Origin of the sequence: Microbacterium sp. A20, assembly GCF_004794515.1 — a bacterium.
Taxonomy (GTDB): domain Bacteria; phylum Actinomycetota; class Actinomycetes; order Actinomycetales; family Microbacteriaceae; genus Microbacterium.
Window position 1 is genome coordinate 321,842 of sequence record NZ_SSDF01000091.1, and the last position, 25,576, is coordinate 347,417.

At 68.6% G+C, this 25,576-nt stretch carries 24 protein-coding genes; 1 reads left to right on the forward strand and 23 read right to left on the reverse strand.

Going from position 1 to position 25,576, the window contains the following annotated elements:
- Window positions 1–45 precede the first annotated feature (45 nt).
- The 14 genes from gmk to efp form a co-directional block, all read right to left on the reverse strand.
- Window positions 46–957, reverse strand: a complete 912-nt coding sequence (gmk, locus tag DW298_RS18615; protein WP_136043943.1) for a guanylate kinase — start codon at window positions 955–957, stop codon at window positions 46–48.
- Window positions 950–1,795, reverse strand: coding sequence for an orotidine-5'-phosphate decarboxylase (gene pyrF, locus DW298_RS18620; RefSeq protein WP_136043944.1), 846 nt, complete (start codon window positions 1,793–1,795; stop codon window positions 950–952). Before pyrF ends, gmk begins: the two co-directional genes overlap by 8 nt.
- Window positions 1,792–5,079: a carbamoyl-phosphate synthase large subunit gene (gene carB / locus DW298_RS18625; protein ID WP_136043945.1), complete on the reverse strand. Its 3,288-nt coding sequence runs from the start codon at window positions 5,077–5,079 to the stop codon at window positions 1,792–1,794. Before carB ends, pyrF begins: the two co-directional genes overlap by 4 nt.
- A complete protein-coding gene (gene carA, locus DW298_RS18630; RefSeq protein WP_136043946.1) occupies window positions 5,079–6,257 on the reverse strand; it encodes a glutamine-hydrolyzing carbamoyl-phosphate synthase small subunit in 1,179 nt (392 codons plus the stop codon). The genes carB and carA overlap by 1 nt, the downstream gene beginning before the upstream one ends.
- On the reverse strand, window positions 6,254–6,766 hold the full coding sequence (locus tag DW298_RS18635) for a hypothetical protein (RefSeq protein WP_136043947.1): 513 nt from the start codon (window positions 6,764–6,766) through the stop codon (window positions 6,254–6,256). The genes carA and DW298_RS18635 overlap by 4 nt, the downstream gene beginning before the upstream one ends.
- Complete coding sequence (locus DW298_RS18640; protein ID WP_136043948.1) at window positions 6,763–8,067, reverse strand: dihydroorotase; 1,305 nt, start codon at window positions 8,065–8,067, stop codon at window positions 6,763–6,765. Before DW298_RS18640 ends, DW298_RS18635 begins: the two co-directional genes overlap by 4 nt.
- Window positions 8,064–9,029 carry an aspartate carbamoyltransferase catalytic subunit gene (locus DW298_RS18645; RefSeq protein WP_136043949.1) on the reverse strand — a complete coding sequence of 322 codons (966 nt, stop codon included), beginning with the start codon at window positions 9,027–9,029 and terminating at the stop codon, window positions 8,064–8,066. The genes DW298_RS18640 and DW298_RS18645 overlap by 4 nt, the downstream gene beginning before the upstream one ends.
- The gene (pyrR, locus tag DW298_RS18650; RefSeq protein ID WP_136043950.1) at window positions 9,026–9,556 is read right to left on the reverse strand and encodes a bifunctional pyr operon transcriptional regulator/uracil phosphoribosyltransferase PyrR; all 531 of its coding nucleotides are present in this window, start codon (window positions 9,554–9,556) and stop codon (window positions 9,026–9,028) included. The genes DW298_RS18645 and pyrR overlap by 4 nt, the downstream gene beginning before the upstream one ends.
- Window positions 9,557–9,625: 69 nt before the next feature.
- Entirely contained in the window at window positions 9,626–10,006 is a 381-nt protein-coding gene (locus DW298_RS19450; protein ID WP_168429602.1) for a PIN domain-containing protein, read from the reverse strand.
- The gene (locus DW298_RS19455) at window positions 10,003–10,260 is read right to left on the reverse strand and encodes a hypothetical protein (RefSeq protein ID WP_168429601.1); all 258 of its coding nucleotides are present in this window, start codon (window positions 10,258–10,260) and stop codon (window positions 10,003–10,005) included. The genes DW298_RS19450 and DW298_RS19455 overlap by 4 nt, the downstream gene beginning before the upstream one ends.
- A 38-nt stretch (window positions 10,261–10,298) precedes the next feature.
- Complete coding sequence (locus tag DW298_RS18660; RefSeq protein ID WP_136043952.1) at window positions 10,299–11,876, reverse strand: Rieske 2Fe-2S domain-containing protein; 1,578 nt, start codon at window positions 11,874–11,876, stop codon at window positions 10,299–10,301.
- Window positions 11,877–11,957: 81 nt separating this feature from the next.
- Complete coding sequence (locus DW298_RS18665; RefSeq protein ID WP_136043953.1) at window positions 11,958–14,915, reverse strand: DEAD/DEAH box helicase; 2,958 nt, start codon at window positions 14,913–14,915, stop codon at window positions 11,958–11,960.
- A 47-nt stretch (window positions 14,916–14,962) separates the two neighbouring features.
- Window positions 14,963–15,373 carry a transcription antitermination factor NusB gene (gene nusB / locus DW298_RS18670; RefSeq protein ID WP_136043954.1) on the reverse strand — a complete coding sequence of 137 codons (411 nt, stop codon included), beginning with the start codon at window positions 15,371–15,373 and terminating at the stop codon, window positions 14,963–14,965.
- A gap of 3 nt (window positions 15,374–15,376) precedes the next feature.
- Window positions 15,377–15,937 (reverse strand): elongation factor P, encoded by a 561-nt coding sequence (gene efp / locus DW298_RS18675; RefSeq protein WP_029263344.1) that lies wholly within the window; start codon window positions 15,935–15,937, stop codon window positions 15,377–15,379.
- A gap of 235 nt (window positions 15,938–16,172) precedes the next feature.
- Here efp and DW298_RS18680 point away from each other — a divergent pair, with 235 nt between their 5' ends.
- A complete protein-coding gene (locus DW298_RS18680) occupies window positions 16,173–16,547 on the forward strand; it encodes a hypothetical protein (RefSeq protein ID WP_136043955.1) in 375 nt (124 codons plus the stop codon).
- Window positions 16,548–16,558: 11 nt separating this feature from the next.
- On the opposite strand, the gene aroQ is transcribed toward DW298_RS18680, so the two are convergent.
- The 9 genes from aroQ to DW298_RS18725 are packed head-to-tail and all read right to left on the reverse strand — an operon-like array spanning window position 16,559 to window position 25,565.
- On the reverse strand, window positions 16,559–16,993 hold the full coding sequence (gene aroQ / locus DW298_RS18685) for a type II 3-dehydroquinate dehydratase (RefSeq protein ID WP_136043956.1): 435 nt from the start codon (window positions 16,991–16,993) through the stop codon (window positions 16,559–16,561).
- Window positions 16,990–18,078 carry a 3-dehydroquinate synthase gene (gene aroB, locus DW298_RS18690; RefSeq protein ID WP_136043957.1) on the reverse strand — a complete coding sequence of 363 codons (1,089 nt, stop codon included), beginning with the start codon at window positions 18,076–18,078 and terminating at the stop codon, window positions 16,990–16,992. Before aroB ends, aroQ begins: the two co-directional genes overlap by 4 nt.
- Entirely contained in the window at window positions 18,075–18,596 is a 522-nt protein-coding gene (locus tag DW298_RS18695) for a shikimate kinase (RefSeq protein WP_136043958.1), read from the reverse strand. Before DW298_RS18695 ends, aroB begins: the two co-directional genes overlap by 4 nt.
- Window positions 18,580–19,809: a chorismate synthase gene (gene aroC / locus DW298_RS18700; protein WP_136043959.1), complete on the reverse strand. Its 1,230-nt coding sequence runs from the start codon at window positions 19,807–19,809 to the stop codon at window positions 18,580–18,582. The genes DW298_RS18695 and aroC overlap by 17 nt, the downstream gene beginning before the upstream one ends.
- Before the next feature lie 59 nt (window positions 19,810–19,868).
- Complete coding sequence (locus tag DW298_RS18705) at window positions 19,869–20,681, reverse strand: shikimate dehydrogenase (protein ID WP_240745194.1); 813 nt, start codon at window positions 20,679–20,681, stop codon at window positions 19,869–19,871.
- Between the two features lie 4 nt (window positions 20,682–20,685).
- Window positions 20,686–22,188, reverse strand: coding sequence for an endolytic transglycosylase MltG (mltG, locus tag DW298_RS18710; RefSeq protein ID WP_136043960.1), 1,503 nt, complete (start codon window positions 22,186–22,188; stop codon window positions 20,686–20,688).
- A gap of 2 nt (window positions 22,189–22,190) precedes the next feature.
- On the reverse strand, window positions 22,191–22,664 hold the full coding sequence (gene ruvX, locus DW298_RS18715; RefSeq protein WP_136043961.1) for a Holliday junction resolvase RuvX: 474 nt from the start codon (window positions 22,662–22,664) through the stop codon (window positions 22,191–22,193).
- Window positions 22,661–25,321, reverse strand: a complete 2,661-nt coding sequence (gene alaS, locus DW298_RS18720; protein WP_136043962.1) for an alanine--tRNA ligase — start codon at window positions 25,319–25,321, stop codon at window positions 22,661–22,663. The genes ruvX and alaS overlap by 4 nt, the downstream gene beginning before the upstream one ends.
- Before the next feature lie 55 nt (window positions 25,322–25,376).
- Entirely contained in the window at window positions 25,377–25,565 is a 189-nt protein-coding gene (locus DW298_RS18725) for a hypothetical protein (protein WP_105721276.1), read from the reverse strand.
- Between the last annotated feature and the right edge of the window lie 11 nt (window positions 25,566–25,576).

Here is a 25,576-nt window from a genome sequence, read left to right on the forward strand (position 1 = left end):
GACGGGATCGTCGCGAAGTCGGTGCGAAATGGCGCGCGAAGACGCTCAGCGCGCAGAGCTTGAAGACAATTCTACGACCTCGCGGGCCGCAGTGGCGACGTCCTCGTTCACGATGAGGTGATCGAACTCGTTCTGAGCGGCGAGTTCGCCCTTCGCGGTGCGCAATCGGCGGGCGCGCTCCTCGGCATCCTCGGTACCGCGGCCGACCAGCCGATGCACCAGCTCGTCCCAGCTCGGAGGCAGTAGGAAGATGAGTGTCGCGGCCGGTTCTGCGGCCCGCACCTGACGTGCGCCCTGCAGATCGATCTCGAGCAGGACGGTCATGCCCGCGGCCAGCGCTTCATCGATCGGCGCACGGGGCGTTCCATAACGGGAGCGGTTGTGGACCACGGCGTACTCGAGGAGCTCGTCCTCGGCGATCAGCCGGTCGAACTCCGCGTCGTCCACGAAGTAGTAGTGCACGCCGTCGATCTCCCCCGGGCGCGGAGGCCGCGTGGTCGCCGACACCGACAGATGGATCTCCGGGTTGTGCTCGCGGATGTGCGCGGCGACGGTGCCCTTGCCCACGGCGGTGGGTCCGGCGAGCACCAGCAGGCGGCTGCGTGCACCGCGCGGGGTCGGCACCGGGAACCGTGAGTCGAGCCACTCCTCCAGGACTCGGCGCTGCCGAGCTCCGAGCCCACCCAGGCGCTTCACGGGCGAGATCTGCAGCTCGTCCAGCACGCGGTCGCGCTTGCCGGCCCCGATCGCGGGGAGAGCGAGGAGGAAATCGGTGATGCGCATCGATCCCTCGACCGAGTCGGCGTCCGCCGTGGCTCGATGCAGCACCGTCTGCGGGGTCACCACCCGCATAGTGAGGTCGCGCTTGACCGAAGCCCTGGCGCGTCGGCGCTCCACGGCGCGTCGTGCCGCCGCGGCCCGGTCGACCTCGGGAACCGTGCGCTGCGCGTCAGACACCGGCCACCTCGAGGTACTCGGCGGCGCGTGCGCTGATCGCCTCGGCCAGGTCGACGGGACCGGCGGAGAGCAGGCTGCGGCTCTCCGTCGCGATCACCGCGTCGGTCATCGCGCCGAAGCGGGCGCGGAGGTCTGCCGGCGTCGCTCCCTGCGCGCCGAAGCCCGGGGCGAGAATGGGGGCGGCCGGAGTGAATGCGGAGATTCCCGCCAGAGCCCAGTCGACCGTCGCACCGATGACGAAGCCGAAGCTGCCCCACTCCCGTGCCGGCGACGACTCGACGTTGCGGGCGGTCACCTCGGCGATGACCGAGGCGGACACCGTGTCGCCGGACGCGTTCACGGACCGCTGGAGCGACTCGGCTTCCGCGTTGCTGGTCGCGGCGAGCACGAAGAGCCCCTTGCCGTGGTCGGCGGCCAGCGCGAATGCTCCGTCGAGAGCGCCGACGCCGAGGAACGGGTTGACCGTGAGCGCGTCGGCTTCGAGCGGGGAACCCGGGGTGAGCCACGCACGCGCGTAGTCATCCATCGTCGATCCGATGTCGCCCCGCTTGGCGTCGGCGATCACGAGGAGGCCGGCTGCACGCGCTGCTGCGAGGACGTCCTCGAGCGCAGCGATGCCCTGCGAACCGAAGCGCTCGAAGAACGAGACCTGCGGCTTGACGATGCCTACCCGCCCGGAAGCAGCCTCGACCGTGCGCAGACCGAACTCACGCACGCCCTGCGCGTCGTCGGTCAGCCCCCACGCCGCGAGCAGCGCGGCGTGGGGGTCGATGCCGACGCAGAGCGGTCCGCGCGCGTGCAATGCCGCGCGGACCCGCTCGCCGAAGCGTTCGCTCACAGTGCCGCCTTCCGGTCCAGCGCGTACTCCTGCAGGCTCTTCACCTGGAAGCCCTCGTGGGCCGCATCCATGCCGCTCACGGCTGCGCCGAGCACGGCCATGGTCGTGAACAGGGCCTTGTCCGCGGCGACGGCCGCCGCACGGATCTCATAGCCGTCGGCACGAGCGGCCCCACCCGACGGGGTGTTCACGACGATGTCGATCGCTCCCTCGTTGATGAGGTCGACGATGTTCTTCGCCCCCGACTCCTGCGTCGCGCTGTACTTCTCGACCAGGGTCACGGCGATGCCGTTGCGGGAGAGGATCTCGGCGGTGCCCTCGGTCGCGACGATGTTGAAGCCCAACTGCTGCAGACGGTGCGCGGGCAGGATCACGGCGCGCTTGTCCGAGTCGGCGACCGAGATGAACACGGTTCCCGAGGTGGGCATGCCACCGTAGGCCGCTGCCTGGCTCTTCGCGAAAGCCGTCGGGAAGTCGCGGTCGATGCCCATGACCTCTCCGGTCGAGCGCATCTCCGGTCCGAGGATGGAGTCGACCGTCTTGCCGTCTGCGGTGCGGAACCGCTTGAACGGGAGCACGGCCTCCTTGACCGACACCGGGGCGTCGAGAGGCACGCGGGATCCGTCCTGCTCAGGGAGCATGCCCTCGGCGCGCAGCTCGGCGACCGTGGATCCAGTCATGATGCGGCTGGCCGCCTTGGCCATCGGGATGCCGAGAGCCTTCGACACGAACGGCACGGTGCGGCTGGCGCGAGGGTTCGCCTCGATGACGTAGAGCACGCCGGCACTGATGGCGAACTGCACGTTCAGTAGTCCGCGCACGCCGACGCCCTTCGCGATCGCGAGGGTGGCCTCACGCACGCGGTCGACGTCGGTGCGGCCGAGCGAGACCGGCGGCAGCGTGCAGCTGGAGTCGCCCGAGTGGATGCCCGCCTCTTCCAGGTGCTCCATGACGCCGCCGATGTACAGATCGGTGCCGTCGTAGAGTGCGTCCACGTCGAGCTCGATCGCATCGTCGAGGAAGCGGTCGACCAGAAGCGGCTTGCCCTCCTCGATCACGACCTCGCCCGCGGTGCGCACGAAGTAGTCACGCAGCGATGCGGTGTCGTAGACGATCTCCATGCCCCGGCCGCCGAGGACGAAGCTCGGGCGCACCAGCACCGGGTAGCCGATCTCCTCGGCGATGCGCACTGCGCCCTGGACGTCGATCGCGGTGCCGTTGCGCGGCGCGACGAGACCTGCGTCGTCGAGCAGACGGGAGAAGAGCTCGCGCTCCTCGGCCAGGTCGATCGCCTCGGGGCTGGTGCCGAGCACCGTGTAACCCGCCGCTTCGATGCCCTTCGCGAGCCCGAGCGGCGTCTGACCGCCCAGCTGGCACACGACTCCGAGGATCGTTCCGCTCGCCGCCTCCGCGTCCAGAACCTCCAGCACGTCTTCGAGCGTCAGCGGCTCGAAGTACAGGCGGTCGGAGGTGTCGTAGTCGGTCGACACGGTCTCCGGGTTGCAGTTGACCATCACGGTCTCGAACCCGGCGTCCGACAACGCAAACGAGGCGTGCACGCAGGAGTAGTCGAACTCCACACCCTGACCGATGCGGTTCGGGCCCGATCCGATGATGACGACCTTGGTCCGCTCGGACGGCGCGACCTCGGTCTCGAAATCGTAGCTCGAGTAGTGGTACGGCGTCAGGGCCGGGAACTCGCCGGCGCAGGTGTCGACCGTCTTGTACACCGGGCGGATGCCGAGGCCGTGGCGGACGCCGCGCACCTCTGCCTCGTTCGTGCCGCGGATCTCGGCGAGCTGCGCGTCGGAGAACCCGTGCTCCTTGGCGTAGCGGAGGGTCGCGGCATCCAGCTCGGGAGCCGTCCGCACGATCTCGGCGACCTCGTTGATGAGCACGATCTGGTCGAGGAACCACGGGTCGATGGCCGTCGCATCGAACGCCTGCTCGACGGTCGCGCCCTTGCGCAGGGCCTGCTGCAGCGTCACGATCCGACCGTCGGTCGGGATCTTCGAGATCTCGAGCAGCTCCTCCACCGAGCGCTCCTCGGCGCCCCAGTGGAAGCTCGATCCGCGCTTCTCCAGAGAACGCAGGGCCTTCTGGAGGGCGGTCGCGTAGTTGCGGCCGATCGCCATCGCCTCGCCCACCGACTTCATGGTGGTGGTCAGAGTCGCGTCGGCTGCCGGGAACTTCTCGAAGGCGAAGCGCGGCACCTTGACGACGACGTAGTCGAGCGTGGGCTCGAAGCTCGCCGGCGTCACACCGGTGATGTCGTTCGGGATCTCGTCGAGACGGTAGCCCAGGGCCAGCTTGGCCGCGAGCTTCGCGATCGGGAATCCCGTCGCCTTCGACGCCAGAGCGCTGGACCGCGAGACGCGCGGGTTCATCTCGATGACGATGATGCGGCCGTTCGACGGGTCAACCGCGAACTGGATGTTGCAGCCGCCGGTGTCGACGCCCACGGCGCGGATGATGTCGATGCCGATGTCGCGCATCTTCTGGTACTCGCGGTCGGTGAGGGTCAACGCGGGTGCGACGGTGATCGAGTCACCCGTGTGCACGCCGACCGGGTCGACGTTCTCGATCGAGCAGACCACGACCGTGTTGTCGGCGGTGTCGCGCATGAGCTCGAGCTCGTACTCCTTCCAGCCGAGGATCGACTCCTCCAGGAGCACCTCGGTCGTGGGTGAGTCGCGCAGGCCCGCGCCGGCGATGCGACGCAGGTCGCTCTCGTCGTACGCGAACCCGGAGCCCAGGCCGCCCATCGTGAAGCTCGGGCGGACCACCAGCGGGTAGCCGAGCTCGTCGGCGGCCGCCAGGACCTCGTCCATCGTGTGGGCGATGCGGGAGTCCGCCACGTCGGCGCCGGCATCGAGGACCAGCTGCTTGAAGATCTGGCGGTCCTCGCCCTTGTTGATCGCCTCGAAGTTGGCGCCGATGAGCTCGACGTCGTACTTCTCCAGGATGCCGTGGTTGTGCAGCTCGATCGCGGCGTTCAGCGCGGTCTGACCACCGAGCGTCGGGAGGATCGCGTCGGGGCGCTCCTTCGCGATGATCGTCTCGATGACCTGCCACGTGATCGGCTCGATGTACGTCGCGTCGGCGAAGTCCGGGTCGGTCATGATGGTGGCCGGGTTGGAGTTGACCAGGATGACCCGGACGCCCTCCTCGCGGAGCACGCGGCACGCCTGGGTGCCGGAGTAGTCGAACTCGCAGGCCTGGCCGATGACGATCGGGCCGGAGCCGATGACGAGGACGGAGTTGATGTCGTCGCGCTTGGGCATTACTTGGAGTCCTTCTGGCTTGCGATGACCAGGTCGCGGAACCTGTCGAAGAGGTAATTGGCGTCGTGCGGGCCGGCCGCCGCCTCGGGGTGGTACTGCACCGAGAAGGCGGGGATGTCGAGGGCGCGGAGTCCCTCCACGACGTTGTCGTTGAGGCCGACGTGGCTGACCTCGACCTTGCCGTAGCCGTTCGGGCTGTCGAACGAGCCCTCCAGGGGCGCCTCGACCGCGAAGCCGTGGTTGTGGGCCGTGATCTCGACCTTCCCGGTCTCCTTGTCGAGCACCGGCTGGTTGATGCCGCGGTGGCCGAAGGGCAGCTTGTAGGTGCCGAGGCCGAGCGCGCGACCCAGCAGCTGGTTGCCGAAGCAGATCCCGAAGAACGGGAGGCCGTCGTCCAGCACCGAGCGGAGCAGTTCGACGTGGTCACTGGAGGCCGCCGGGTCTCCGGGGCCGTTCGAGTAGAAGACGGCGACGGGGTCGATCGCGCGGATCTCGTCGATCGTCACGTCCTGCGGGAGCACGTGCACCTCGAAGCCGCGGGCGGCCAGGTTGTCGATCGTCGCCTGCTTCACACCGAGGTCGAGCACGGCGAGGTTGCCGATCCGGTTCCCCATGGCCGTCGTGATGGTCGCGACGTCGACGGAGACCTCGGCGGAGAGGTTGCGACCCGCCATCTCGGGCGCTTCCCGGACGATGCGCACCTGCTCTTCCGGATCGAGGGCGGCGTCCGCGCCGGAGAAGATCCCGCCGCGCATGGAGCCGGCCGAGCGGATGTGGCGGGTGATCGAACGGGTGTCGATGCCGCTGATGCCCACGACGCCGTCTTCGACGAGCACGTCGTCGAGCGAGGCGTTCGCACGCCAATTGGAGACCACGCGCGAAGGGTCGCGCACGATGTAGCCGGCGACCCAGATGCGGCGGGATTCCGCGTCCTCGTCGTTCATGCCGGTGTTGCCGATGTGCGGCGCGGTCTGCAGGACGATCTGCCCCGCGTACGAGGGGTCGGTGATCGTCTCCTGGTAGCCGGACATGCCGGTCGCGAAGACGACCTCGCCCAGGGTGCGGCCGCGGGCGCCGTATGCGCGTCCGGTGTGGCGGGTGCCGTCTTCCAGGACGAGGACGGCGGGATCGGGGAGCTGGGCCGCAGCGGCCTGTCCGGGGGGTGTCGAGAGTGTCATGACGTTGCTCCTGTGTCGGGGGCGGCGGGGACGAGCCGCTGCAGGTCGGAGATGAGTGTCTGCGGGTCGCCGGTGGCGAGCCGCAGGTAGCTGTCGACGATCGTGTCGTCGTCGATGTTCCAGGCGATGCGCACGAGGCCGCCGGGCTCGACGACCCGGTCGATCGTGACGGTTGCGCGGTCGACGGCCACGAGCCGGGCGTTCGCGAGGAACACCGTCGGCGCGCCGTCGAGGCAGAGGGCGATGCCGCGATCCGTGAGGGCGAGTTCACCGCGGGCCCGGTACGCGAGAGGCGAGACCGCCAGACGCTCGAGCGGCTGCTCGTGCCGTGTCGTCGACACGTACAGCACCTCGTCGCGGCGGGAGACCTCCGCGTGCTCCGGAACCCCCAGCGGGGCCGTGAACACGGAGTCGCGGCGGATTCGTCGTCGCCAGGCGAACAGCATCGCGAGCAGCACCAGGAGCGCGACCGCGATCGTGATCGCGACGGCGAGGTCCCGAGCGCTCATGCGCGAAGCTCCTCGACGACGCTGCCGCCGTCGACCGTGAGGATGCCGCCGTGGATCGTGTACTCGACGCGTCCGGGAAGAGCGCGGCCGAGGTACGGCGAGTTCACGCTGCGACCGTGCAGATCCGCCTCCGTGAAGACGCCGTCGACGGAGGCGTCGTACAGAGTGATCTGGGCGGGCTGACCGACCTCCAGCGGCGTGCCGTGGCCGGCGAGCCGGCCGATGCGCGCCGGCGTGGCGCTCATCACGCGTGCCACGTCGGACCATTCGAGCAGCCCGGTCTGCACCATCGACTGGTGCACGACCCGCAGTGCGCTCTCGAGGCCCACCATGCCGTTCGCGGCGGCCTGCCATTCGCACGCCTTGTGCTCGCTCGGGTGCGGGGCGTGGTCGGTGGCGACGATGTCGATCGTGCCGTCGGCGAGGCCCTCGCGCACGGCGAGCACGTCCTCTTCGCGACGCAGCGGAGGATTCACCTTGTACCGTGCGTCATATCCGCGCACCAGCTCGTCGGTCAGCAGCAGGTGGTGCGGGGTGACCTCGGCCGTCACGTCGATGCCGCGCTTCTTGGCCCACCGGATGATGTCCACCGAGCCCGCGGTCGAGAGGTGGCACACGTGCAGGCGCGAACCGACATGCTCGGCGAGCAGCACGTCGCGGGCGATGATCGACTCCTCGGCGACAGCGGGCCAGCCGGCGAGGCCCAGTTCTGCCGAGACGGTGCCCTCGTTCATCTGGGCGCCCTCGGTGAGGCGGGGATCCTGCGCGTGCTGGGCGATGACGCCCCCGAAGGACTTCACGTACTCCAGCGCGCGGCGCATGATCAGCGGGTCGAACACGCAGAAGCCGTCGTCGCTGAAGACGCGGACCTGCGCGCGCGAGGTCGCCATCGCGCCCAGCTCCGCGAGGCGCTCGCCCTTCTGGCCGACGGTCACCGCGCCGATGGGCTGCACGGTGGCGTAGCCAGCCGCTTCGCCGAGCGCGAGTTCCTGCTCGACCACGCCCGCGGTGTCGGCGACCGGTGAGGTGTTGGGCATGGCGAAGACGGCCGTGAAACCACCGGCGGCTGCGGCCTTCGTGCCGGTGAGGATCGTCTCGGATGCCTCGTAGCCGGGCTCGCGGAGGTGGGTGTGCAGGTCGACCAGACCCGGCAGCGCGACGAGGCCCGCCGCGTCGATGACGCGAGCGCCCGAACGCCTCAGCCCGCTGCCGATCTCAGCGATCCGACCGTCCTCGATGATGATGTCGGCGCTCTCGGCACCGAGCAGCTGCGCACCGGTGATGACGAGGGTCTCGCTCACAGGTCTCCCCCTCGTTCGTCGTCTCGTTCTCCTGCCAGCAGCAGGTACAGCACCGCCATGCGGACGGACACTCCGTTCGTCACCTGTTCCAGCACCGTCGAGCGGGGGGAATCGGCAGCTTCCGAGGAGATCTCCAGTCCCCGGTTCATGGGTCCGGGGTGCATCACAATGCTACCGCCCGGAAGAGTGGCCACACGCCGTGCGTCCAGACCCCAGCGTCGGGAATACTCCCGCTCAGTCGGGAAATACGCGGCGTTCATCCGCTCCAGCTGGATGCGCAGCATCATCACCGCGTCCGGCTCGTCCGCGAGGGCCTGATCGAGGTCGTAGACGACCCGCACCGGCCAGAGCGAGACGTTCTGCGGAACCAGCGTCGGCGGTGCCACCAGGGTGACCTCGGCCCCGAGCGTGGTGAGCAGCCAGACGTTCGAGCGGGCGACCCGCGAGTGCAGGACGTCGCCGACGATCACGACGCGCATCCCGCTCAGGTCCTGGCCGCGGCTGTCGGCGCCGAAGCGGCGCTTGCGGATCGTGAAGGCATCGAGCAGCGCCTGGGTCGGGTGCTCGTGCGTGCCGTCGCCGGCGTTCACGACTCCGGCCGAGATCCAGCCGCTCGTCGCGAGCGTCTGCGGCGCACCGGAGCCGGGGTGTCGCACCACGACCGCATCGGCGCCGATGGCCTCGAGCGTCTGCGCGGTGTCCTTCAGGCTCTCGCCCTTCGAGACGCTCGAACCTTTCGCAGCGAAGTTGATGACATCGGCGGAGAGGCGCTTAGCCGCGGCCTCGAACGAGATGCGCGTGCGAGTCGAGTCCTCGAAGAAGAGGTTCACGACGGTCTTACCGCGCAGTGTCGGGAGCTTCTTGACCTCGCGCGACTGGGTGTCGGACATGTCTTCGGCGACGTCGAGGACGCGCAACGCGGACGCTCGGTCGAGCGTGCGGGTGTCGAGGAGGTGTCTCATTCGCCGATCGTCACCTCCTCGGCGCCGTCGTTCTCGAAGAGACGCACGTTGACCCGCTCGGTGCGGGCGGAGGGGATGTTCTTGCCGATGAAGTCGGGACGGATCGGAAGCTCGCGGTGCCCACGATCGACGAGGATCGCCAGGCGCACGACCGCGGGGCGGCCGATCGACTGGATCGCGTCGAGTGCGGCCCGGATGCTGCGACCGGAGAAGAGCACGTCGTCGACGAGCACCACCGTCTTGCCGTCGATGCCGCCGACCGGGATCGCGGTGGGCTGCGGGGATCGGGTCGGGTGCTTGGCGAGGTCATCGCGGAACAGCGTGACGTCGAGTGATCCGACCGGGACGGACCGTTGTGCGATCTCGCTGATCAGCAGGCCGAGGCGATGTGCGAGAGTGACTCCGCGGGTCGGGATGCCCAGCAGGACGAGGTTCTCGGCGCCTCGATTGGATTCGAGGATCTCGTGCGCGATACGGGTCAACGCTCGTGAGATGTCGGCTTCGTGCAGCACGGTGCGCATGCTCATCGGCCGCTCCCTTCTCCGCCTCACAGGACGGTGTTAAAGGTTGCTTGTCATGCCAGTGTATCGGAGCCTTCAGGCACCCACGACAGCGACGCCGCGTTCGCGGGCCACGCTCGCGAGTCGACGATCGAAGGTGGCGAGCGTGGCGCCGAACTCTTCCGCTGTGACGAGGACGGCGCAATCCGGCAGCTTCAGCGACGATGCTGCTCGCAGACGCGCGATGTGGACCGCTTCGTCCACCGTCTCCTCGCGCCGCAAGAGCCCGAGGGAATCGATCTTCGCGAGGTCGGCGAGTTCCGTGCCCATGCGAGCGGGGTGCAGCAGGGCTTCCGCCAGCGTCAGCGGGTGGATCAGCAGATCCTCCTCTGTGTCGAGGATCTCGAACGCCGCGTCCTGATGGATGTCATCCACCGAGAGGTGCGCGATGAGCACACCGGCGTCGAGCACGATCACTCCGGCCAGTCCTTCCGGAGTTCTTCGAGATACCCCGGTGGATACGCGACCGTTCCTCTCGACGCCTCCAGCGCGGCGCGTCGCGCTGCCCGCTTTGCCGAACGCCTGCTGGCGAGAGCCTCGGCGCCCAGCACCGCCAGCCTCGCGACGAGTTCGGACTTCGGCAGGCCGGGCCACTCCTGCTCCGCGAGCTCCACAGAATCTCGGAGCTGCGCGGTCTGGGTGACCTGAATCCGCGTCAAGGCTGTGGGCATGCCGTCGGAGTACCACCGCAATGCCGAGGTGGTACAGGTCAGCTCGCCTCCTGCAGTACCGGGTCGGTGACGTCGTCGATCTTCGAGGAGCGGATCGCGTGACCGGCGGTGGAGAGGCAGCGCCCGGTCTTCAGATCCCACTTCCAGTCGTGCATGCTGCACGTGAGGATGCCGTCTTCGTCGACCGTTCCCGTACGGGTGAGGTCTGCGCGCAGGTGCGGACAGCGGCGCTGCACGACCCAGTCGCCGATCTCGGCATCCTCCGTCTGGTCGGTCTGCTCCTGGTACCAGTTCTCGACGTACTCGATGCGGTCGACCGAGAGGCACTTGAGGAACGTGGTGAGGAACTCGTTGAACTTGCCGCTTCGTCCCACGGAGAACTGCATGGAAAGGAAGATCGAGTTCGACCAGTCGATCTCGTGGTCGACGATGTTGGTCGAGACGAGGTCGGCGGGGATCGTGTACCAGTACACGCACTCTTCGCCCGCATACTCGCGGACCTTGGCCCGCGGAAAGTCCACGACCATGTCGAGCTCGCCGATGCGGAAGCGCACGCAGCCGCCGACCCCGAGTCGGATCGTGCGGGACTTCTTCAGCAGCGGCTCCCACCAGTTCTTGATCGCCTCGAGCATCTCCGCCGGCGGGATGATCTCGGCGCGAGAGGCCTCCTCGTCGCGGATCTCCTGCTGACGGCTCGCGCGCTGTTCCTCGAGGTAGTCCCACTTCTCATCGAAGATGTGCGCGATCTCGGCCTCGGTGTACAGGGTCTGCTCGGTCGTGACCGCTCCCCCGTCGACCGTGACCACGGTGCCGGGAATGAACAGCTGGCCGTCGTACTGCGGCGCGAGCTCCTTCATGTGCGCGAGGAACTGCTTCTGATCTGTGAAGATCGATTCGCCGTTCTTGCCGAGCCCGTTGAAGTCGAAGAGGTCGTCGCGGAGGAACATGGGCGGGCCGGCCATCGGGAAGACGTGCGGGGCATCGACCTTCTCGATGTAGTACATGGCGCGCTTGTTCTGCGCCTCGCGCTTGAGTCGGGCGAAGTTCTGCTTGGCGTCGAGCGGCAGGTCGTAGACCATGGGCCACCAGATGGCACCCGACACCTGGGTGAAGTAGGCATCGGGCTTGCCGAAGTCGAGCAGCTTCTCGAGGTCGAGCGGGTGCGAGTCGTTCTGGTTGAGCACCGAGCCGGTGCCGTCGTCGACGCTCAGCGAAGAGTCGCCGATCGGGCCGTCGCTGGGCGCGCGCAGCGGCGTGATCATCATCTTGAGCTCGCCGCGCTGGATCACTTGACCGGCCGGTGCGTACGTGATGTTCGTGTAGCCGAGCGCCCGGATGTCCTTCTCGAGGTCATCGGTCGGGTACTCCGGAAGCAGCACCTCGATGTCCTTGCGGATGTAGCGCTCGAGCAGCTTCGGGTCGAAGTGGTCGCGGTGGCGGTGCGAGATCCAGAGGAAGTCGGCTTCGCGGCCGAACCGCTCCCAGTCGAGGCCGCGGTTGTCGGGGAACGGGAACCAGGAGCCGTAGAACGACGGCCCGAGGACCGGGTCGCAGATGATGTTCCCGCCCAACGTCTCGATGAACATCCCGGCGTGGCCGAGTCCCGTGATCCGCATTGCATTCCTCCCGAAAGTGAACCGTTCGATTGTACCGAGGGCTCCCTGTGGGACCGGTCGACCTCGCCGTGAGTAATCGGGTCAGGCGTCGAACAGTCCGCGGATGTCGTCGGCGGAGAGGGACTGCGCGAACAGCGCCTCGTCGTCGAGAACCGCCGTGAACAGGCGCGCCTTCCGGCGCTGGAGTTCGAGCACCTTCTCCTCGATCGTGCCCGTGGCGATCATGCGGTAGACGAACACCTGACTGTCCTGACCGATGCGATGCGTGCGGTCGACGGCCTGCGCCTCGGCAGCCGGGTTCCACCACGGGTCGAGCAGGAAAACGTAGTCGGCCTCGGTGAGGGTGAGTCCGAATCCGCCGGCCTTCAGGCTGATCAGGAACACCGGCTGCTCCCCCGATGTGAAGCCGTCGACCACCTTCTGACGGTGACGCGTCGAACCGTCGAGATGCGCATACGGGATGCCTGCGGCATCGAGGCGCGCCGCAGCCATATCCAGAAATGAGGTGAACTGGCTGAACACGAGCGCCCGGTGGCCCTCGGCCTGCAGCTCGACCACCCGCTCGAGGAGCACGTCGAGCTTGCGGGAGCCGATCTTGGCGTCTTCCGGATCGATCAATCCGGGAGCGAGGCTGAGCATGCGCATGAGGGTCAGGGAGCGGAACACGATGAAGCGGTTGCGATCCAGGTCTTCCAGCAGCCCCAGCACCTTCTGCCGCTCGCGCTGAAGGACGACCTCGTAGAGCGCCCGGTGGGAGGAGCTCAGCTCGACTTCGAGGATCTGCTCCTGTTTCGCCGGCAACTCCGGCGCGACGAGCTCTTTGGTGCGCCGCAGCAGGAGTGGACGGATGCGACGGCGCAGCCGCTCGAGGCGGCGCTGGCGATACTCCCCACCCTCCTCGTTCTCGGGAACCTTGCCCTGCTCGATCGGCTGGATGTAGTCCTCGCGGAACTTCCGGGCCGAGGCGAAGAGCCCGGGCGCCGTCAGCTTGAGCAGCGCCCACAACTCGCTCAGACTGTTCTCCATCGGGGTTCCGGTGACCGCGAAGGTGACGTCGGCGCGGAAGGTCGCGACCGCACGGTGCAGCTTGGTCTCCGGGTTCTTGACGAACTGTGCTTCGTCGAGGACGAGACCGGCCCATTCGACACCGGCGTACACATCTTCGTCGAGTCGTGCGACCGCATAGGTCGTGATCACCAGGTCGATGTCGTGCAGCGAGTCGGTCAGCGCCGGACCCTGCGTGCTCGCCCTGACCAGCACGCGCAGCGTCGGCGCGAATCGCGCGGCCTCACCGCGCCAGGTCGCGAGGACAGACGTCGGAACGACGACGAGGAACGGTCGCCGCTCCCCCGCGTCGCGCGCGTGCATGATGAGTGCCAGCAGCTGCAGCGTCTTGCCGAGGCCCATATCGTCGGCGAGTATGCCGCCCAGCCGATGAGCCCACAGGAAGGCGAGCCAGTCCAGTCCCTCCTTCTGATACGGGCGGAGTTCGGCCGTGATCCCCTGCGGCACCGCCACAGCCGGTACCGAGCTCGCCCGACGCAGGCCGTCGGCCGTCGCCCGCCACGTCACGGCGGGAAGAGCCTCGTCGGCGAGATCTTCGAACTCCTCCCAGAGGTCGGTCTGGTGCCGGCTGATGCGGGGACCGGTCTCCCACTCCTCGAGCTCGCCGGCCTCGTCGATCAGCTCACGGAGACGATCCAGCGCGCGGTGACTCAGCGAGAAGTAGCCACCATCGGAGAGGAGGAGCTTCCTCTTCCCCGTGCTCAACGCCGTGAAGAGCGGACCGAACGGGATCGTCCGACCGTCGATCTTCACCAGGATGCCGAGATCGAACCAGTCGGGGTCGGTGCTCTCGACGGTGGTGACCGTGATCTCCGGCTCGCCCGTGAGCTCGTGATAGCTCTTGCTTCGACCCGTCACGGTCACCGTGACGCCCTCGGCCTCCAGTGCCGGCACCACACGGCTGACGAACTCCGCGGCCGCGACGTCGTGGAACGCGCCCGTCGGTGCGAGGTCCTCCCCCAGCCGTTCCGTCCACACGCCCTGGAGGGCCGCCAGGATGGCCTGCTCACCGGGGATGTCGCGCACCGCATCGGCACTCGGCGCGAAGGGAACCAGTCCGAACCCGCGGTAGTCCCACTCGAACGTGTACTTGACGGTGTCGCCCCGCTGGAAGGACAGGGCCAGCACCGCGCGCGGTGCGGGAAGCGGCGGCAGCGCGATCCGGCCGACCGGGCGGACATCGATGCGACGCGCCAGCAGCGGATAGGCGTCACGGAAGAACGCCGCCTCGTCGCGAGCGGGCACCTCGAGGCCGTCTCCGGCGCCGAGCAGAGCGTGGACGGGTTGGCTGGTCGGCACCTCCGCCAGCGTCACGCGGAGCGTCGTCCCGCGTTGCGCGACCTCGTACACCCCGCTGTGCCCGATGGGCCGCACGGCGGAGGGTTCCACCTCGCGGCCGTCGATCGTGACAGCCGGCTGCACGATGAGTCCGCCGCCGCCGCGTCCGACGGTCGCACCGATCGACGCGTGCTCCGCGAGCACGACGGTCGTGCTCTTCTGGGTGGCGACCAGGGGGATGCCGACGGCGGCCGCAGCGCGAAGGTGCCCCCAGAGCAGGCCGGACTCGATCAGGTCGGCGACCAGCCAGTCGCCGGCAGTGCCGGAGAGGAGCGTGTCGCGCGCGATGCTGAGCAGGTCGGCGAACCACCGCGACCGATCGCGACCGTACTGCGTGGGCGAGCGGCGAACCGCGTCCCACGTCGCGGTGCCCTGCACCCAGGCCCCGGTCGCCGCGCTCTTCTCGAGCGGTCGGATTCCGAGCAGGATCTCGCCGGTGCGCTTTGCCACATCGCGCGCGGTCGCCGTGCGCTGCGGACGGGACGCCCACGGGTTCGCTCCTCGGCCGTCACGCAACCGCAGTTCGACCCCGAGCGCGAGCGGAGTCTCGGCGTCGGCGCGCGGCGAACCGAGGATCGACCGCCAGTCCGCCGATGATGACCCATCGGAGCGGGACGGATCGGACGCCAGGGACATGCCCCCATCCTCTCCGGCACCACCGACAGTGCCTCGCGCGGGGCAGGTCAGGCGGAGCGGGCCACCCGCGCCAGGACGCCGTGCACGAACGCGCCGGAGTCGTCGGTCGAGAACTCCTTCGCGAGCTCAACGGCCTCATCGATCGCCACGGCCGTCGGCACCTCGTCGTTGTAGAGGACCTCCCACACGGCGATGCGGAGCAGCGCGCGGTCTACCGCGGGCATCCGCTCGAGCTTCCAGTCGCGGCTGTGGGTCGTGATCTGTTCGTCGATCTCATCGCGCTGGTCGATGATGCCGTCGACGATCTCGCGCGCATAGAGCCAGGAGGCCTCGCGGGCCGGCTCGCTCGCCGCGCGCTTCGCCTCGGCGGCCAGGGTCACCGCGAGGTCGTCCCCGCGCACATCGGCGGAGAACAGGATGTCGAGAGCGCGCTTGCGCGCCTTCGTCCGGGCGCTCACGCCTTACTTCTCGCGGCCGAGGTAGTCACCCGTGCGGGTGTCGACCTTGACCTTCGTGCCGGTCTCGACGAACAGCGGCACCTGGATCTCGTAGCCAGTCTCGAGCGTCGCGGGCTTGGTGCCGGCCGACGAGCGGTCGCCCTGCAGGCCCGGCTCGGTGTAGGTGATCTCGAGGATCACAGACGCCGGAAGGTCGATGTACAGCGGGTTGCCGTTGTTCAGTGCGATGGTCACGGCCTGGTTCTCGAGCAGGAAGTTCTTCGCGTCGCCGACCGTCGCCGCGCCGACCGTGATCTGGTCGAAGTCGGTCTGGTCCATGAAGACGTAGCCGTCACCATCGGTGTACAGGTACGTGTAGTCGCGGCGGTCGACGTTCTCGATCTCGATCTTCGCGCCCGCGTTGTACGTACGGTCGACGACCTTGCCGGACACGACGTTCTTCAGCTTGGTACGCACGAACGCGCCACCCTTGCCGGGCTTGACGTGCTGGAACTCGATGACGCTCCAGAGCTGCCCGTCGATGCTGAGGACGACGCCGTTCTTGATGTCTGCGGTAGATGCCATGCGCTGCGAGTTCCGTTCGTGTGTCTGCGGGTTCGGACGAGGCCGACAGTCGAGTCTAAGGGATGACCGGCATGACCCCCGCACCCTGCCTGTCGTACGGTCCATCGTGCGCGAGTGGAGGCGGGCGGCGAATCGGCCCGTCGCACCCGAACATACGCCCGCAGCTCCGGCCCGCGCACCCCCGTTGACTCGCACGCGCGCGACGCTCAACCTGGAGGCGAAAGGAGGGCCGCTCATGCCCGGAAGAGCAGCGCGCAGACGGAGCGGACGTCCGGACGCCGGATGGGATCCGACGCTGGTGGCCAGTCAGCCGGCGCTGCGCACATCCTCCGGAACGGTCTGGCTCGTCGTCGCAGCGCTGTTCGCCGTCATGAGTCTCGTCCCCCTGGTGGCGATCGTGCTGGACGCAGGTCGAGCGGCTTCCGTCGCCCTGGTGACCGCGACGCTCGTGGTCGGACTTCTCCTCGCGATGCTGGTGATCCGGTGGACGGTGCGTGAGGGACCGCCCCGGCTGCGCGCGCTGGCAGGCTGCTTCCTGACGATGGCGCTGATCGCACTCGTCGGAATGGTGATCTGCGTGATGCTCGTCTGGACCCCGCTGGCGCGCTGAGGACCCTTCGGTCAGAGGTGTGCGACCAATTCGCGGACGGCGTCGGCGTATCCGTCGACGCCGCGGCCGATGACGCGCACCGCCGCGACATCATGCAGATAGGAGTGGTGGCGGAACTCCTCGCGAGCGTAGACGTCGGAGATGTGCACCTCGGCGAACGGCAGCGAGACACCGGTCAGAGCGTCCCGCAGCACCACGGACGTGTGCGTGAGCCCGCCGGGGTTGATCACGATCGCCGCGCAGTCCTCCCGCGCGGCGTGGATGGCGTCGATCAGGACGCCCTCGTGGTTGCTCTGCACCGCGCGCACCTCGAAGTTGAACTCCGCGGCGGTCTCGGCGGTGATCCGCTCCACGTCGGCGAGCGTCGCTGTGCCGTAGACCTCGGGTTCGCGCGTGCCCAACAGGTTCAGGTTCGGTCCGTTGGCCAGGAGGATGCGGCGGCTCACGCGCCCACCTCCTGGTAGGCGGCGAACATCAGCGATTCGTCGGGGGCCTGCAGTACGGTCGGCTTCGCGATGTCGTCGAGCAGGATGAAGCGGAGCATGCCGCCGCGGCTCTTCTTGTCGCGCTGCATCGTGGCGAGCAATTGCGGCCACGCTCCGGCGCGGTACGACGTGGGAAGCCCCAGCGACTCGAGGATGGTGCGGTGGCGTTCGGCCGCGGCATCGGAGAGTCGTCCCGCGAGTCGGGAGAGTTCCGCGGCGTACAGCATGCCCACCGAGATCGCCGCGCCATGCCTCCAGCGGTACCGCTCGGCATGTTCGATCGCGTGCCCGAGCGTGTGGCCGTAGTTGAGGATCTCGCGCAAACCTGCCTCACGGAAGTCGTCCGAGACGACCTTCGCCTTCATATCGATCGCGAGTTCGATCGTTCGACGGAACTCCTCGGTCGTCGTGTCGACGGCACGCGCGGGGTCGGCTTCGACGATGTCGAGGATCTCCGGCGCCCAGATGAACCCCGCCTTCACGACCTCGGCGTATCCCGCCGTCGCTTCGTTCGGGCTCAGGCTGGCGAGCTCGTCGAGGTCGCCGATCACTGAGCTGGGCGCCCAGAACGCGCCGACGAGATTCTTCCCCTCGGCCGTGTTGACGCCGGTCTTCCCGCCGACCGCGGCATCGACCAGCCCGAGGACGGTGGTCGGCACCTGGACCAGCTGCACACCGCGCAGCCAGGTCGCCGCGACGAACCCGGCGAGGTCGGTCACGGCACCGCCGCCGTAGCCCACGACGGCGTCGCTGCGGGTGAAGTCGGCCTGCCCCATCACCTGCCAGCAGAACGCGGCGACCTCGATGCGCTTGCCCTGCTCCGCGTCCGGGATCTCCGCGAGAAGAACGTCGCGGGGCCCGTCCGCCGTGTCGGCGAGGAGCCGGTCGCGCAGCTCGGCCGCACGCGCTGCGAGCGTCGGCGGGTGCACGACCAGGATCTTGCGCACACCCGGCGCGAGGGCGGCGGAGACCTGGTCGAGGATTCCTCGCCCGATCGTGATGTCGTAGGCGTCATTCCCGGTGACGCTGATGGTCGTCGTGCTCATCGCTGCTCTCTCCTCCATGCCACGATGTCGTCCGCGATCTTCTGCATCGGACGACGTGAGGTGTCGAAGGTCGCCGAGGCGACCTCGGCGTACCACCTCCGGCGCTCCTCGAAGATCTTTGTCCAGCGCTCCACCGGATCCTCCTCACCCGCAAGCAGTGGACGATTGCTGCCGCGGATCCTTCCGGCCACCGCGTCAGCGCTCACGGTCAGGAAGACGACCGGCTGATCCTTCAGCAGATCACGCGTGTCCGCCTGCGTCACCGCTCCGCCGCCCAGGGAGATCACACCGCCTTCGGACAGGGCCTCGGCCACGGCCGCACGCTCGAGCTCGCGGAAGTGCGGCTCTCCGTGCTCGGCGAAGATGTCGGGGATCGGCCCGTGAGCCGCGACGATGCGCTTGTCTGTGTCGACGAAAGCTACTCCCAGTCGACGCGCGACGCGCCGACCGACACTGGTCTTGCCGGCGGCCATCGGGCCGACCAGCACCAGCGTCAGAGGGTCAGCCTCGCTCGTCATGCGCGATGAGCGCTGCTTCGGACGCGGGCGTCGTGCGCAGCTCCGCCGGGATGCCCTCGAGGTACCCGTCGAGGTTGCGCCGGGTCTCGCGGATGCTGTCGCCGCCGAACTTCTCCAGCACGGCGTTCGCGAGCTCGACCGCGACCATGGCCTCGGCGACCACACCCGCAGCGGGGACGGCGCACACGTCGGAGCGCTGGTGGTGAGCGGTCGCATCGTCACCGGTCGCGATGTCGATGGTGCGCAGCGCGTGCGGCACCGTGGCGATCGGCTTCATCCCGGCGCGGACGCGCAGCACGGTTCCGGTGGACATGCCGCCCTCGGTGCCGCCGGCGCGGTCGGAGCCGCGGGTGATGCCGTCCGCCGTGGCGAACAGCTCGTCATGCGCCGCGGATCCTCGGCGCCGAGTGGTCTCGAAACCGTCGCCGACCTCGACGCCCTTGATCGCCTGGATACTCATCAGAGCCTGCGCGAGCCGGGCATCCAGACGGCGGTCCCAGTGCACGTGCGAACCCAGCCCGGGCGGGAGGCCGTATGCCAGCACCTCGACGATGCCGCCGAGCGTATCGCCGTCCTTCTTCGCATCGTCGACCTCGGCGACCATGAGCGCCGACGTCGCGGCGTCGAAGCAGCGGAGCGGATCGGCATCCAGGGCGTCCACGTCGTCAGGGGTGGGAAGAACAGACCCCGGGGGAACCTGCACCGGCCCGATCGAGAGCGTGTGGCTGACCAGACGGATGCCGAGCTCGCCGAGGAACGAACGGGCGATGGCGCCGAGCGCGACGCGCGCGGCCGTCTCACGCGCGCTCGCGCGCTCGAGGATAGGACGCGCCTCGTCGAAGTCGTACTTCTGCATGCCCACGAGGTCGGCATGCCCCGGACGCGGACGCGTCAGCGGAGCGCTGCGACCGCGGGACTTGTCGGTGAGCTCGACGGGCTCGGGGTTCATGACCTCGATCCACTTCGGCCACTCGGTGTTGCCGATACGCAGGGCGATCGGGCTTCCCAGGCTCTTGCCGTGTCGGACGCCGCCCGAGATGGTCAGCTCGTCCTGCTCGAACTTCATGCGGGAGCCGCGGCCATAGCCCAGCTTGCGGCGGGCGAGATCGGCCTGGATGGCCTCGGAGGAGACAGGGACGCCGGAGGGCAGACCCTCCATGACGGCGATGAGTTCTGGGCCGTGGGATTCGCCGGCCGTGAGCACGCGGAGCATTGCTCCAGTCTCCCACGGGTTCGGACCCCCGCTGCGCCGCGTTTCGTCGTGCGAGCGCGTCAGAGTGCCGCGCGCATGGCGGCGATGACCGAACCCTCGTCCCGGAGCGCGATCGCGGGATCGCCGTGATGGAAGATCCGGATCTGACGCACGGCCTGATGCAGCAGCATGCCGAGTCCCGAGATCACGGCCCCGTCGCCCCAGCTCGCCGCGAGAGCCGAGGGCCACGGGGCGTATGCGGCATCGAACAGCGCTCCCCCGCTCTCGGCCAGTGCTGTCGAGATGTGGGCGGGGAGCGTGGTCCCACTGGGCAGAGTCGCGATCGTGAGATCGGCGCGCGAGGGCTTCGCATCGAGCGGCTGCGCCTCCACCGCGACATCGATGCGCGCGCCGAGAGCCACGAGGCTCGACGCCCGTTCGGGTCGACGGGCATGCACGAACACCCGGCTCGCACCGATCTCGGATGCCGCGACGAGGGCAGAGGCCGCCGTGGCGCCGGCTCCGAGGATGCGCACCGTTCCTGCTTCGGTGACGCCCGCCTCGGCCAGCGCGTCGACGATCCCGCCGACATCGGTGTTGTAGCCCGCCGGCGACTCCCCGAGCAGCAGCGTGTTGACGGCGCCGGTGAGCTCGGCGTGGGCGTCGCGCGTCGCCGCCGCGCGGAACGCCGCCTCCTTCAACGGCATGGTCAGCGAGAGACCACGCCAGGAGTCGTCGAGTCCCGCGAGAGCGCCCGGGAACGCGTCGGACGCGACCTGACGGCGTCCGTATTCCCAGTCCACGCCGAGCACCCGGTAGGCCGCGGCGTGCAGGTCGGGCGACTTGGAGTGCGCGATCGGGTCTCCCCAGACCGCCAGGCGGGTACCGGTCACCGTCTCAGCAACCAGCGTCGGGGTTCGCCCGGCACCATTCGCGCCACTTCTCGATCCCCTGCTCGTGCTCGGACATCGTCTCCGAGAACTGCGTCTCTCCGGTGTCCAGATTGATCGTGACGAAGTAAAGCCAGGGGCCGTCCACCGGATGCATCGCCGCATCGATGGCAGCATCGCTCGGGCTCGCGATCGGGGTCGCGGGGAGTCCCTCGCGCTTATAGGTGTTCCACTCGTTGTCGCTCTCGAGCGCCTCCTTGGAGCTCGACACGACACCCTCGTGCAGCGATCCGTAGCCGTACTGGGCCGTCGAATCCATCTGCAGCAGCATGTCGATGTCCAGACGGTTCTGGATCACTCTCGACACCTTCGGGAAGTCGTCCAGCCTGCCTTCGCGCTGAATGATGGAGGCGATCGTCAGCACGCGCTGTGCGTCTTCGGGTGGCACTCCGGCCTCATCGAGCGCTTGGCGGGTGCGGTCGACCATCCGCTGGATGACCTGCGTCGGGGTGACCTCGGGATCGAACGTGTAGACGGCAGGGAACAGCCAGCCCTCGAGGCTCCGGGCGTCGACTCCGTATTGCGCCGGGTCCTTCACCGCGGCCTCGAAATCGGCGAGCGGAAGACCGAGCGTCTCCGCCATGCCGGGCAGTGACGAGACGATCGTGGCGCCCTCGCCGACCGACACCGTGTTCTCGAGCTTGTTGGCCTCGTCCTCGAGAGCGGCGAGGGCAGCCTCGGCCGTCATCTTCTCCTGCAGGCGGTAGACCCCGGGGTAGAACGTCGGGTTGAGGCCCTCGTCCACCAGGTAGTCGTAGAACACATCCTCGGTCTTCGTGACGCCCGCTTCATGGAGGGCGACGGAGACCGGACCGCCGGTGTCGCCGTCCTTGATCGTGACCAGGGCTTCGCCACTCGCCTGCCCGGGTTCCCAATCCTTCGGCTCGCCCCAGCCCATCGCCTCGCTGATCTTGTCACCGTAGGTGTTCGCCACCCAGACGCCCACTCCAGCGAGCCCGCCGATGATCGCGAGGACGATGATCAGCGCGATCAGGCATCCCTTGCGGCGTTTCTTCTTCGGCTTCGCGTCGACGTGATCGTCGTGCGGGGCGAAGAGGTCGTCGAGACCTCCGCCGATCACCGGTTCGGGTGCGGCGGTCGCCGACGGCGGTGTGACCACGGGGACGGCCCGCGTCGGTGTGTCGGCAGCGTCGGCGGACGCACGCACCGGGATCGGCGACGGAGCTTCGCCGCCGGAAGCGACCACCTCGTCGGCGGAAGCGCGCACCGGAACGGTCGATGGCGGGACGGGGATGCCTGATGCGCCCGTCCCGGGAGCGGCCGCGCCATCCCCGGATGCGGCCTCACGGGCTGCACGACGCGACCCCGGAGCGGGCGCGCTGTTGTCGACCGTGGGAATCTGCGTGGTCGGCTCGGGAAGGTTCTCGAACAGTTCCCCCAGGCGGGAGTCGGCGTCGTGCCGCGGCGTTCCGCTGTCGCGTTCGGACATCGTCAGGCGTGCTCCTCGTCGGGCGAGATGGCGGCACCGGCCGGGTTTCCGGTGCTCTTCTCCATGTCGATCGCCTGCTGCAGAAGCACCACGGCGGCGACCTGATCCACAATGCTACGAGACTTCTTCTGAGATCTCCCGGAACTGCGCAGGGCGGCGTGCGCGGAAACGGTGCTCAGCCGCTCGTCCACGAGCCGCACGACGATGCCGCTGCGCTGTTGGAGAGCGGCTGCGAACTCCCGTGCATCGGTGGTCGACGGCGTGTCGGTGCCCTGCATGTTCACCGGAAGTCCCACCACGAACTCCAAGGGCTCGTACTCCCCCGCCAGCTGGATGAGCCGGTCGATCGACGCCTCATCACGAGCGACCGTCTCGACCGGCACGGCGAGCATGCCGTCGGGGTCGCAGCGGGCGACGCCGACCCTCGCCCGACCCACGTCGATGCCGAGCCGCACACCGCGGCGGAAGCCGCTCACGCGACGTGCAGCTCCTGTGAGATGGCGTCGAGCGCCGCGGGAAGAGCCGCCGCATCCGCGCCTCCGCCCTGGGCGACATCATCGCGGCCGCCGCCACCGCCACCCAGCACACCGGCGGCACGCTTCGCCAGCGCCCCCGCCTTCGCGCCGGCGGACCGAGCGGCGTCATTCGTCGCGACGACCACGACCGGGCGACCGTTGACGACCGCGCCGAGGGCGACGACAGCGGCATCGGAGCCGAGGCGATCGCGAACCCCGTTGACGAGGTCGCGCACATCATCCGCGGAAGCGACGTCGCCGAGGTTCTGCGCCGCCAGTCGGAAGGATCCGACACGCTTCGCCGCCTCGACGATGGCCGGGATCTGCCCCGCCCGCTCCTTGGACTCGAACTGCGCGATGCGCTTCTCCGCCGCCTTCAGACTCGCGGTGAGATCGGCGATGCGCTCGGGCAACTGCTCACGGGGCGTCTTCAGCGAACTGGTGAGCTGAGAGACGATGGCCCGCTCGGCCGCGAGCTCGCGGAAGGCATCAGCGCCCACGAGGGCCTCGATGCGACGGTTGGACGCGCCGACGGACGATTCTCCGACCAGGCTGACCAGTCCGATCTCGGCACTCGTGCCCACGTGCGTTCCGGCGCACAGCTCACGCGACCAGGGGCCGCCGATGTCGACCATGCGCACGACGTCGCCGTACTTCTCGCCGAACAGGGCCATCGCGCCGGCTTCCTTCGCCTCGTTCAGCGAGACGATGCGCGTGGTCACCTCGAGAGCGTCCTGCACCGCGCGGTTCGTGATCTCCTCGATCTCACTGCGGGTGTCGGCGGAGAGCGCCTGCGACCACGAGAAGTCGAACCGCATGTAGCCGGCGCGGTTCAACGACCCCGCCTGCGTGGCAGTCGGTCCGAGCGTGTCGCGGAGAGCGGCGTGCACGAGGTGCGTGGCCGAGTGCGCCTGCCGTGCCGCGCGACGGTTGGCGGCGTCGACGACGGTCGTCGCGACGTCGTCGACCGCGACACTTCCGCGGGCGACCTCGACGGTGTGGCTGATGAGCCCGGGAACGGGCTTCTGCACGTCGAGGACCTCGAGCTCATAGCCCGGACCGACGATGGTGCCCTTGTCGGCGACCTGACCGCCCGACTCGGCATACAGCGTGGTCTCGCTGAGCACGACCTCGGCGATCTGCCCTTCGGCGGCGCTGCGCACCGGGACCCCGTCGACGAGGAGCCCGATTACACGGGACTCGACCTCGAGGGCCGTGTACCCGTCGAAGCCGGTCTCGCCCAGGGCGCGCAAGTCGCGGTAGACCGAGACGTCAGCGAGCTGACGCTTGCGATTGCGGGCGTCGTCCTTGGCGCGCTGACGCTGCTCCTGCATGAGCGTGTCGAACGCTGTGCGGTCGACCTCGAGCCCCGCCTCTTCGGCGACCTCGAGCGTGAGGTCGATCGGGAAGCCGTAGGTGTCGTGCAGCAGGAACGCCTCGGGGCCGCTGAGGGTCTTCCCGCCGCCCTTCTTCGTCTCGTCCAGCGCGAGGTCGAGGATCGTCGAACCAGCGACGAGGGTGCGGCGGAAGGTCTCCTCTTCGGCGAATGCCGACGCGGAGAGCACGGACCAGTCGGTCTCGAGCTCGGGATACGTGGTCTTCATGACGTCGCGCGATGCGGCGAACAGCTCGGGGAACACCGGCTCGTCGACGCCGAGCAGACGCATGGAGCGGACAGTACGGCGCATGAGGCGGCGGAGGATGTACCCGCGCCCCTCATTGGACGGACGCACTCCGTCGGAGAGGAGCATGAGCGAGGAGCGCACGTGGTCGGCGACGACGCGGAAGCGCACGTCGTCTTCGTGCTGCACACCGTAGGGGCGCCCCGAGAGCTCGACGGCGCGGTCCAGCACCGGACGCACCTGATCCGACTCGTACATGTTCTCGACGCCCTGCTTGAGGAAGGCGACGCGCTCGAGTCCCATGCCGGTGTCGATGTTCTTCATCGGCAGCTCGCCGACGATGTCGAACTCGGTCTTACCGCGGATGTTCTCGATGAAGTCCTGCATGAACACGAGGTTCCAGATCTCCAGGAACCGCGAGTCGTCGACGGCGGGGCCGCCGTCCTTGCCGTATGCCGGGCCGCGATCGAAGAAGATCTCGGAGTCGGGGCCGCCAGGACCGGGCTGTCCGGTGTTCCAGTAGTTGTCCGCTCGCCCCAGTCGCTGGATGCGCTCGGGCTTCAGTCCGATGATGTCGCGCCAGATGGCCTCGGCCTCGTCATCGGTCTCGTAGACGGTGACCCAGAGGTCCTTCTCGTCGAAGCCGAGACCGCCGTCGGACTCGGAACTCGTCAGCAGCTCCCAGGCGTAGCGGATCGCGCCTTCCTTGAAGTAGTCGCCGAACGACCAGTTGCCGAGCATCTGGAAGAACGTGCCGTGACGCGCGGTCCGGCCGACCTCTTCGATGTCGTTCGTGCGGATGCACTTCTGCACGTCGGCGATACGCGGGTGAGGCGCAGGAACGACGCCCGTGAGATACGGGATCATCGGCACCATGCCGGCGACCGTGAACAGCAGCGACGGGTCGTCGCTGACCAGGGAGGCCGAGGGGACGATGAGGTGGTCGTTCTTCTCGAAGAAGTCGAGGTAACGCTGCGCGATCTCCGCAGTTTTCATAGAGTGCCGGGTGTCCTTGCGTGAAGATGCCGCGCCGGAGCGCTGCTGCGGTGGTTCAGTTCTTGCCCGGCTCCGTGAGCCGTGCCTCCTGCTCGCGGTAGGCGTCGCCGATGATCGCTGTGAAGCCGTTGATGCGGGCGTCGACCTCGGCGAGGATGTCGTGACCGCGCGGGTCCTTGTTCATGAAGTGAGCCGCGACGAAGCCGCCGATCACGCCGATCAGGAACCACTGCAAGCTCTTCATGTCGTCATCCT

Coding starts and splice junctions, on each gene's coding strand:
- carB (WP_136043945.1), bottom strand. CDS start 5,079: ATGCCCAAGCGCGACGACATCAACTCCGTCCTCGTCATCGGCTCCGGC.
- carA (WP_136043946.1), bottom strand. CDS start 6,257: ATGACACTCTCGACACCCCCCGGACAGGCCGCTGCGGCCCAGCTCCCC.
- DW298_RS18635 (WP_136043947.1), bottom strand. CDS start 6,766: ATGAGCGCTCGGGACCTCGCCGTCGCGATCACGATCGCGGTCGCGCTC.
- DW298_RS18645 (WP_136043949.1), bottom strand. CDS start 9,029: ATGAGACACCTCCTCGACACCCGCACGCTCGACCGAGCGTCCGCGTTG.
- pyrR (WP_136043950.1), bottom strand. CDS start 9,556: ATGAGCATGCGCACCGTGCTGCACGAAGCCGACATCTCACGAGCGTTG.
- DW298_RS19455 (WP_168429601.1), bottom strand. CDS start 10,260: ATGCCCACAGCCTTGACGCGGATTCAGGTCACCCAGACCGCGCAGCTC.
- DW298_RS18660 (WP_136043952.1), bottom strand. CDS start 11,876: ATGCGGATCACGGGACTCGGCCACGCCGGGATGTTCATCGAGACGTTG.
- DW298_RS18665 (WP_136043953.1), bottom strand. CDS start 14,915: ATGTCCCTGGCGTCCGATCCGTCCCGCTCCGATGGGTCATCATCGGCG.
- efp (WP_029263344.1), bottom strand. CDS start 15,937: ATGGCATCTACCGCAGACATCAAGAACGGCGTCGTCCTCAGCATCGAC.
- DW298_RS18680 (WP_136043955.1), top strand. CDS start 16,173: ATGCCCGGAAGAGCAGCGCGCAGACGGAGCGGACGTCCGGACGCCGGA.
- aroB (WP_136043957.1), bottom strand. CDS start 18,078: ATGAGCACGACGACCATCAGCGTCACCGGGAATGACGCCTACGACATC.
- DW298_RS18695 (WP_136043958.1), bottom strand. CDS start 18,596: ATGACGAGCGAGGCTGACCCTCTGACGCTGGTGCTGGTCGGCCCGATG.
- aroC (WP_136043959.1), bottom strand. CDS start 19,809: ATGCTCCGCGTGCTCACGGCCGGCGAATCCCACGGCCCAGAACTCATC.
- mltG (WP_136043960.1), bottom strand. CDS start 22,188: ATGTCCGAACGCGACAGCGGAACGCCGCGGCACGACGCCGACTCCCGC.
- alaS (WP_136043962.1), bottom strand. CDS start 25,321: ATGAAAACTGCGGAGATCGCGCAGCGTTACCTCGACTTCTTCGAGAAG.
- DW298_RS18725 (WP_105721276.1), bottom strand. CDS start 25,565: ATGAAGAGCTTGCAGTGGTTCCTGATCGGCGTGATCGGCGGCTTCGTC.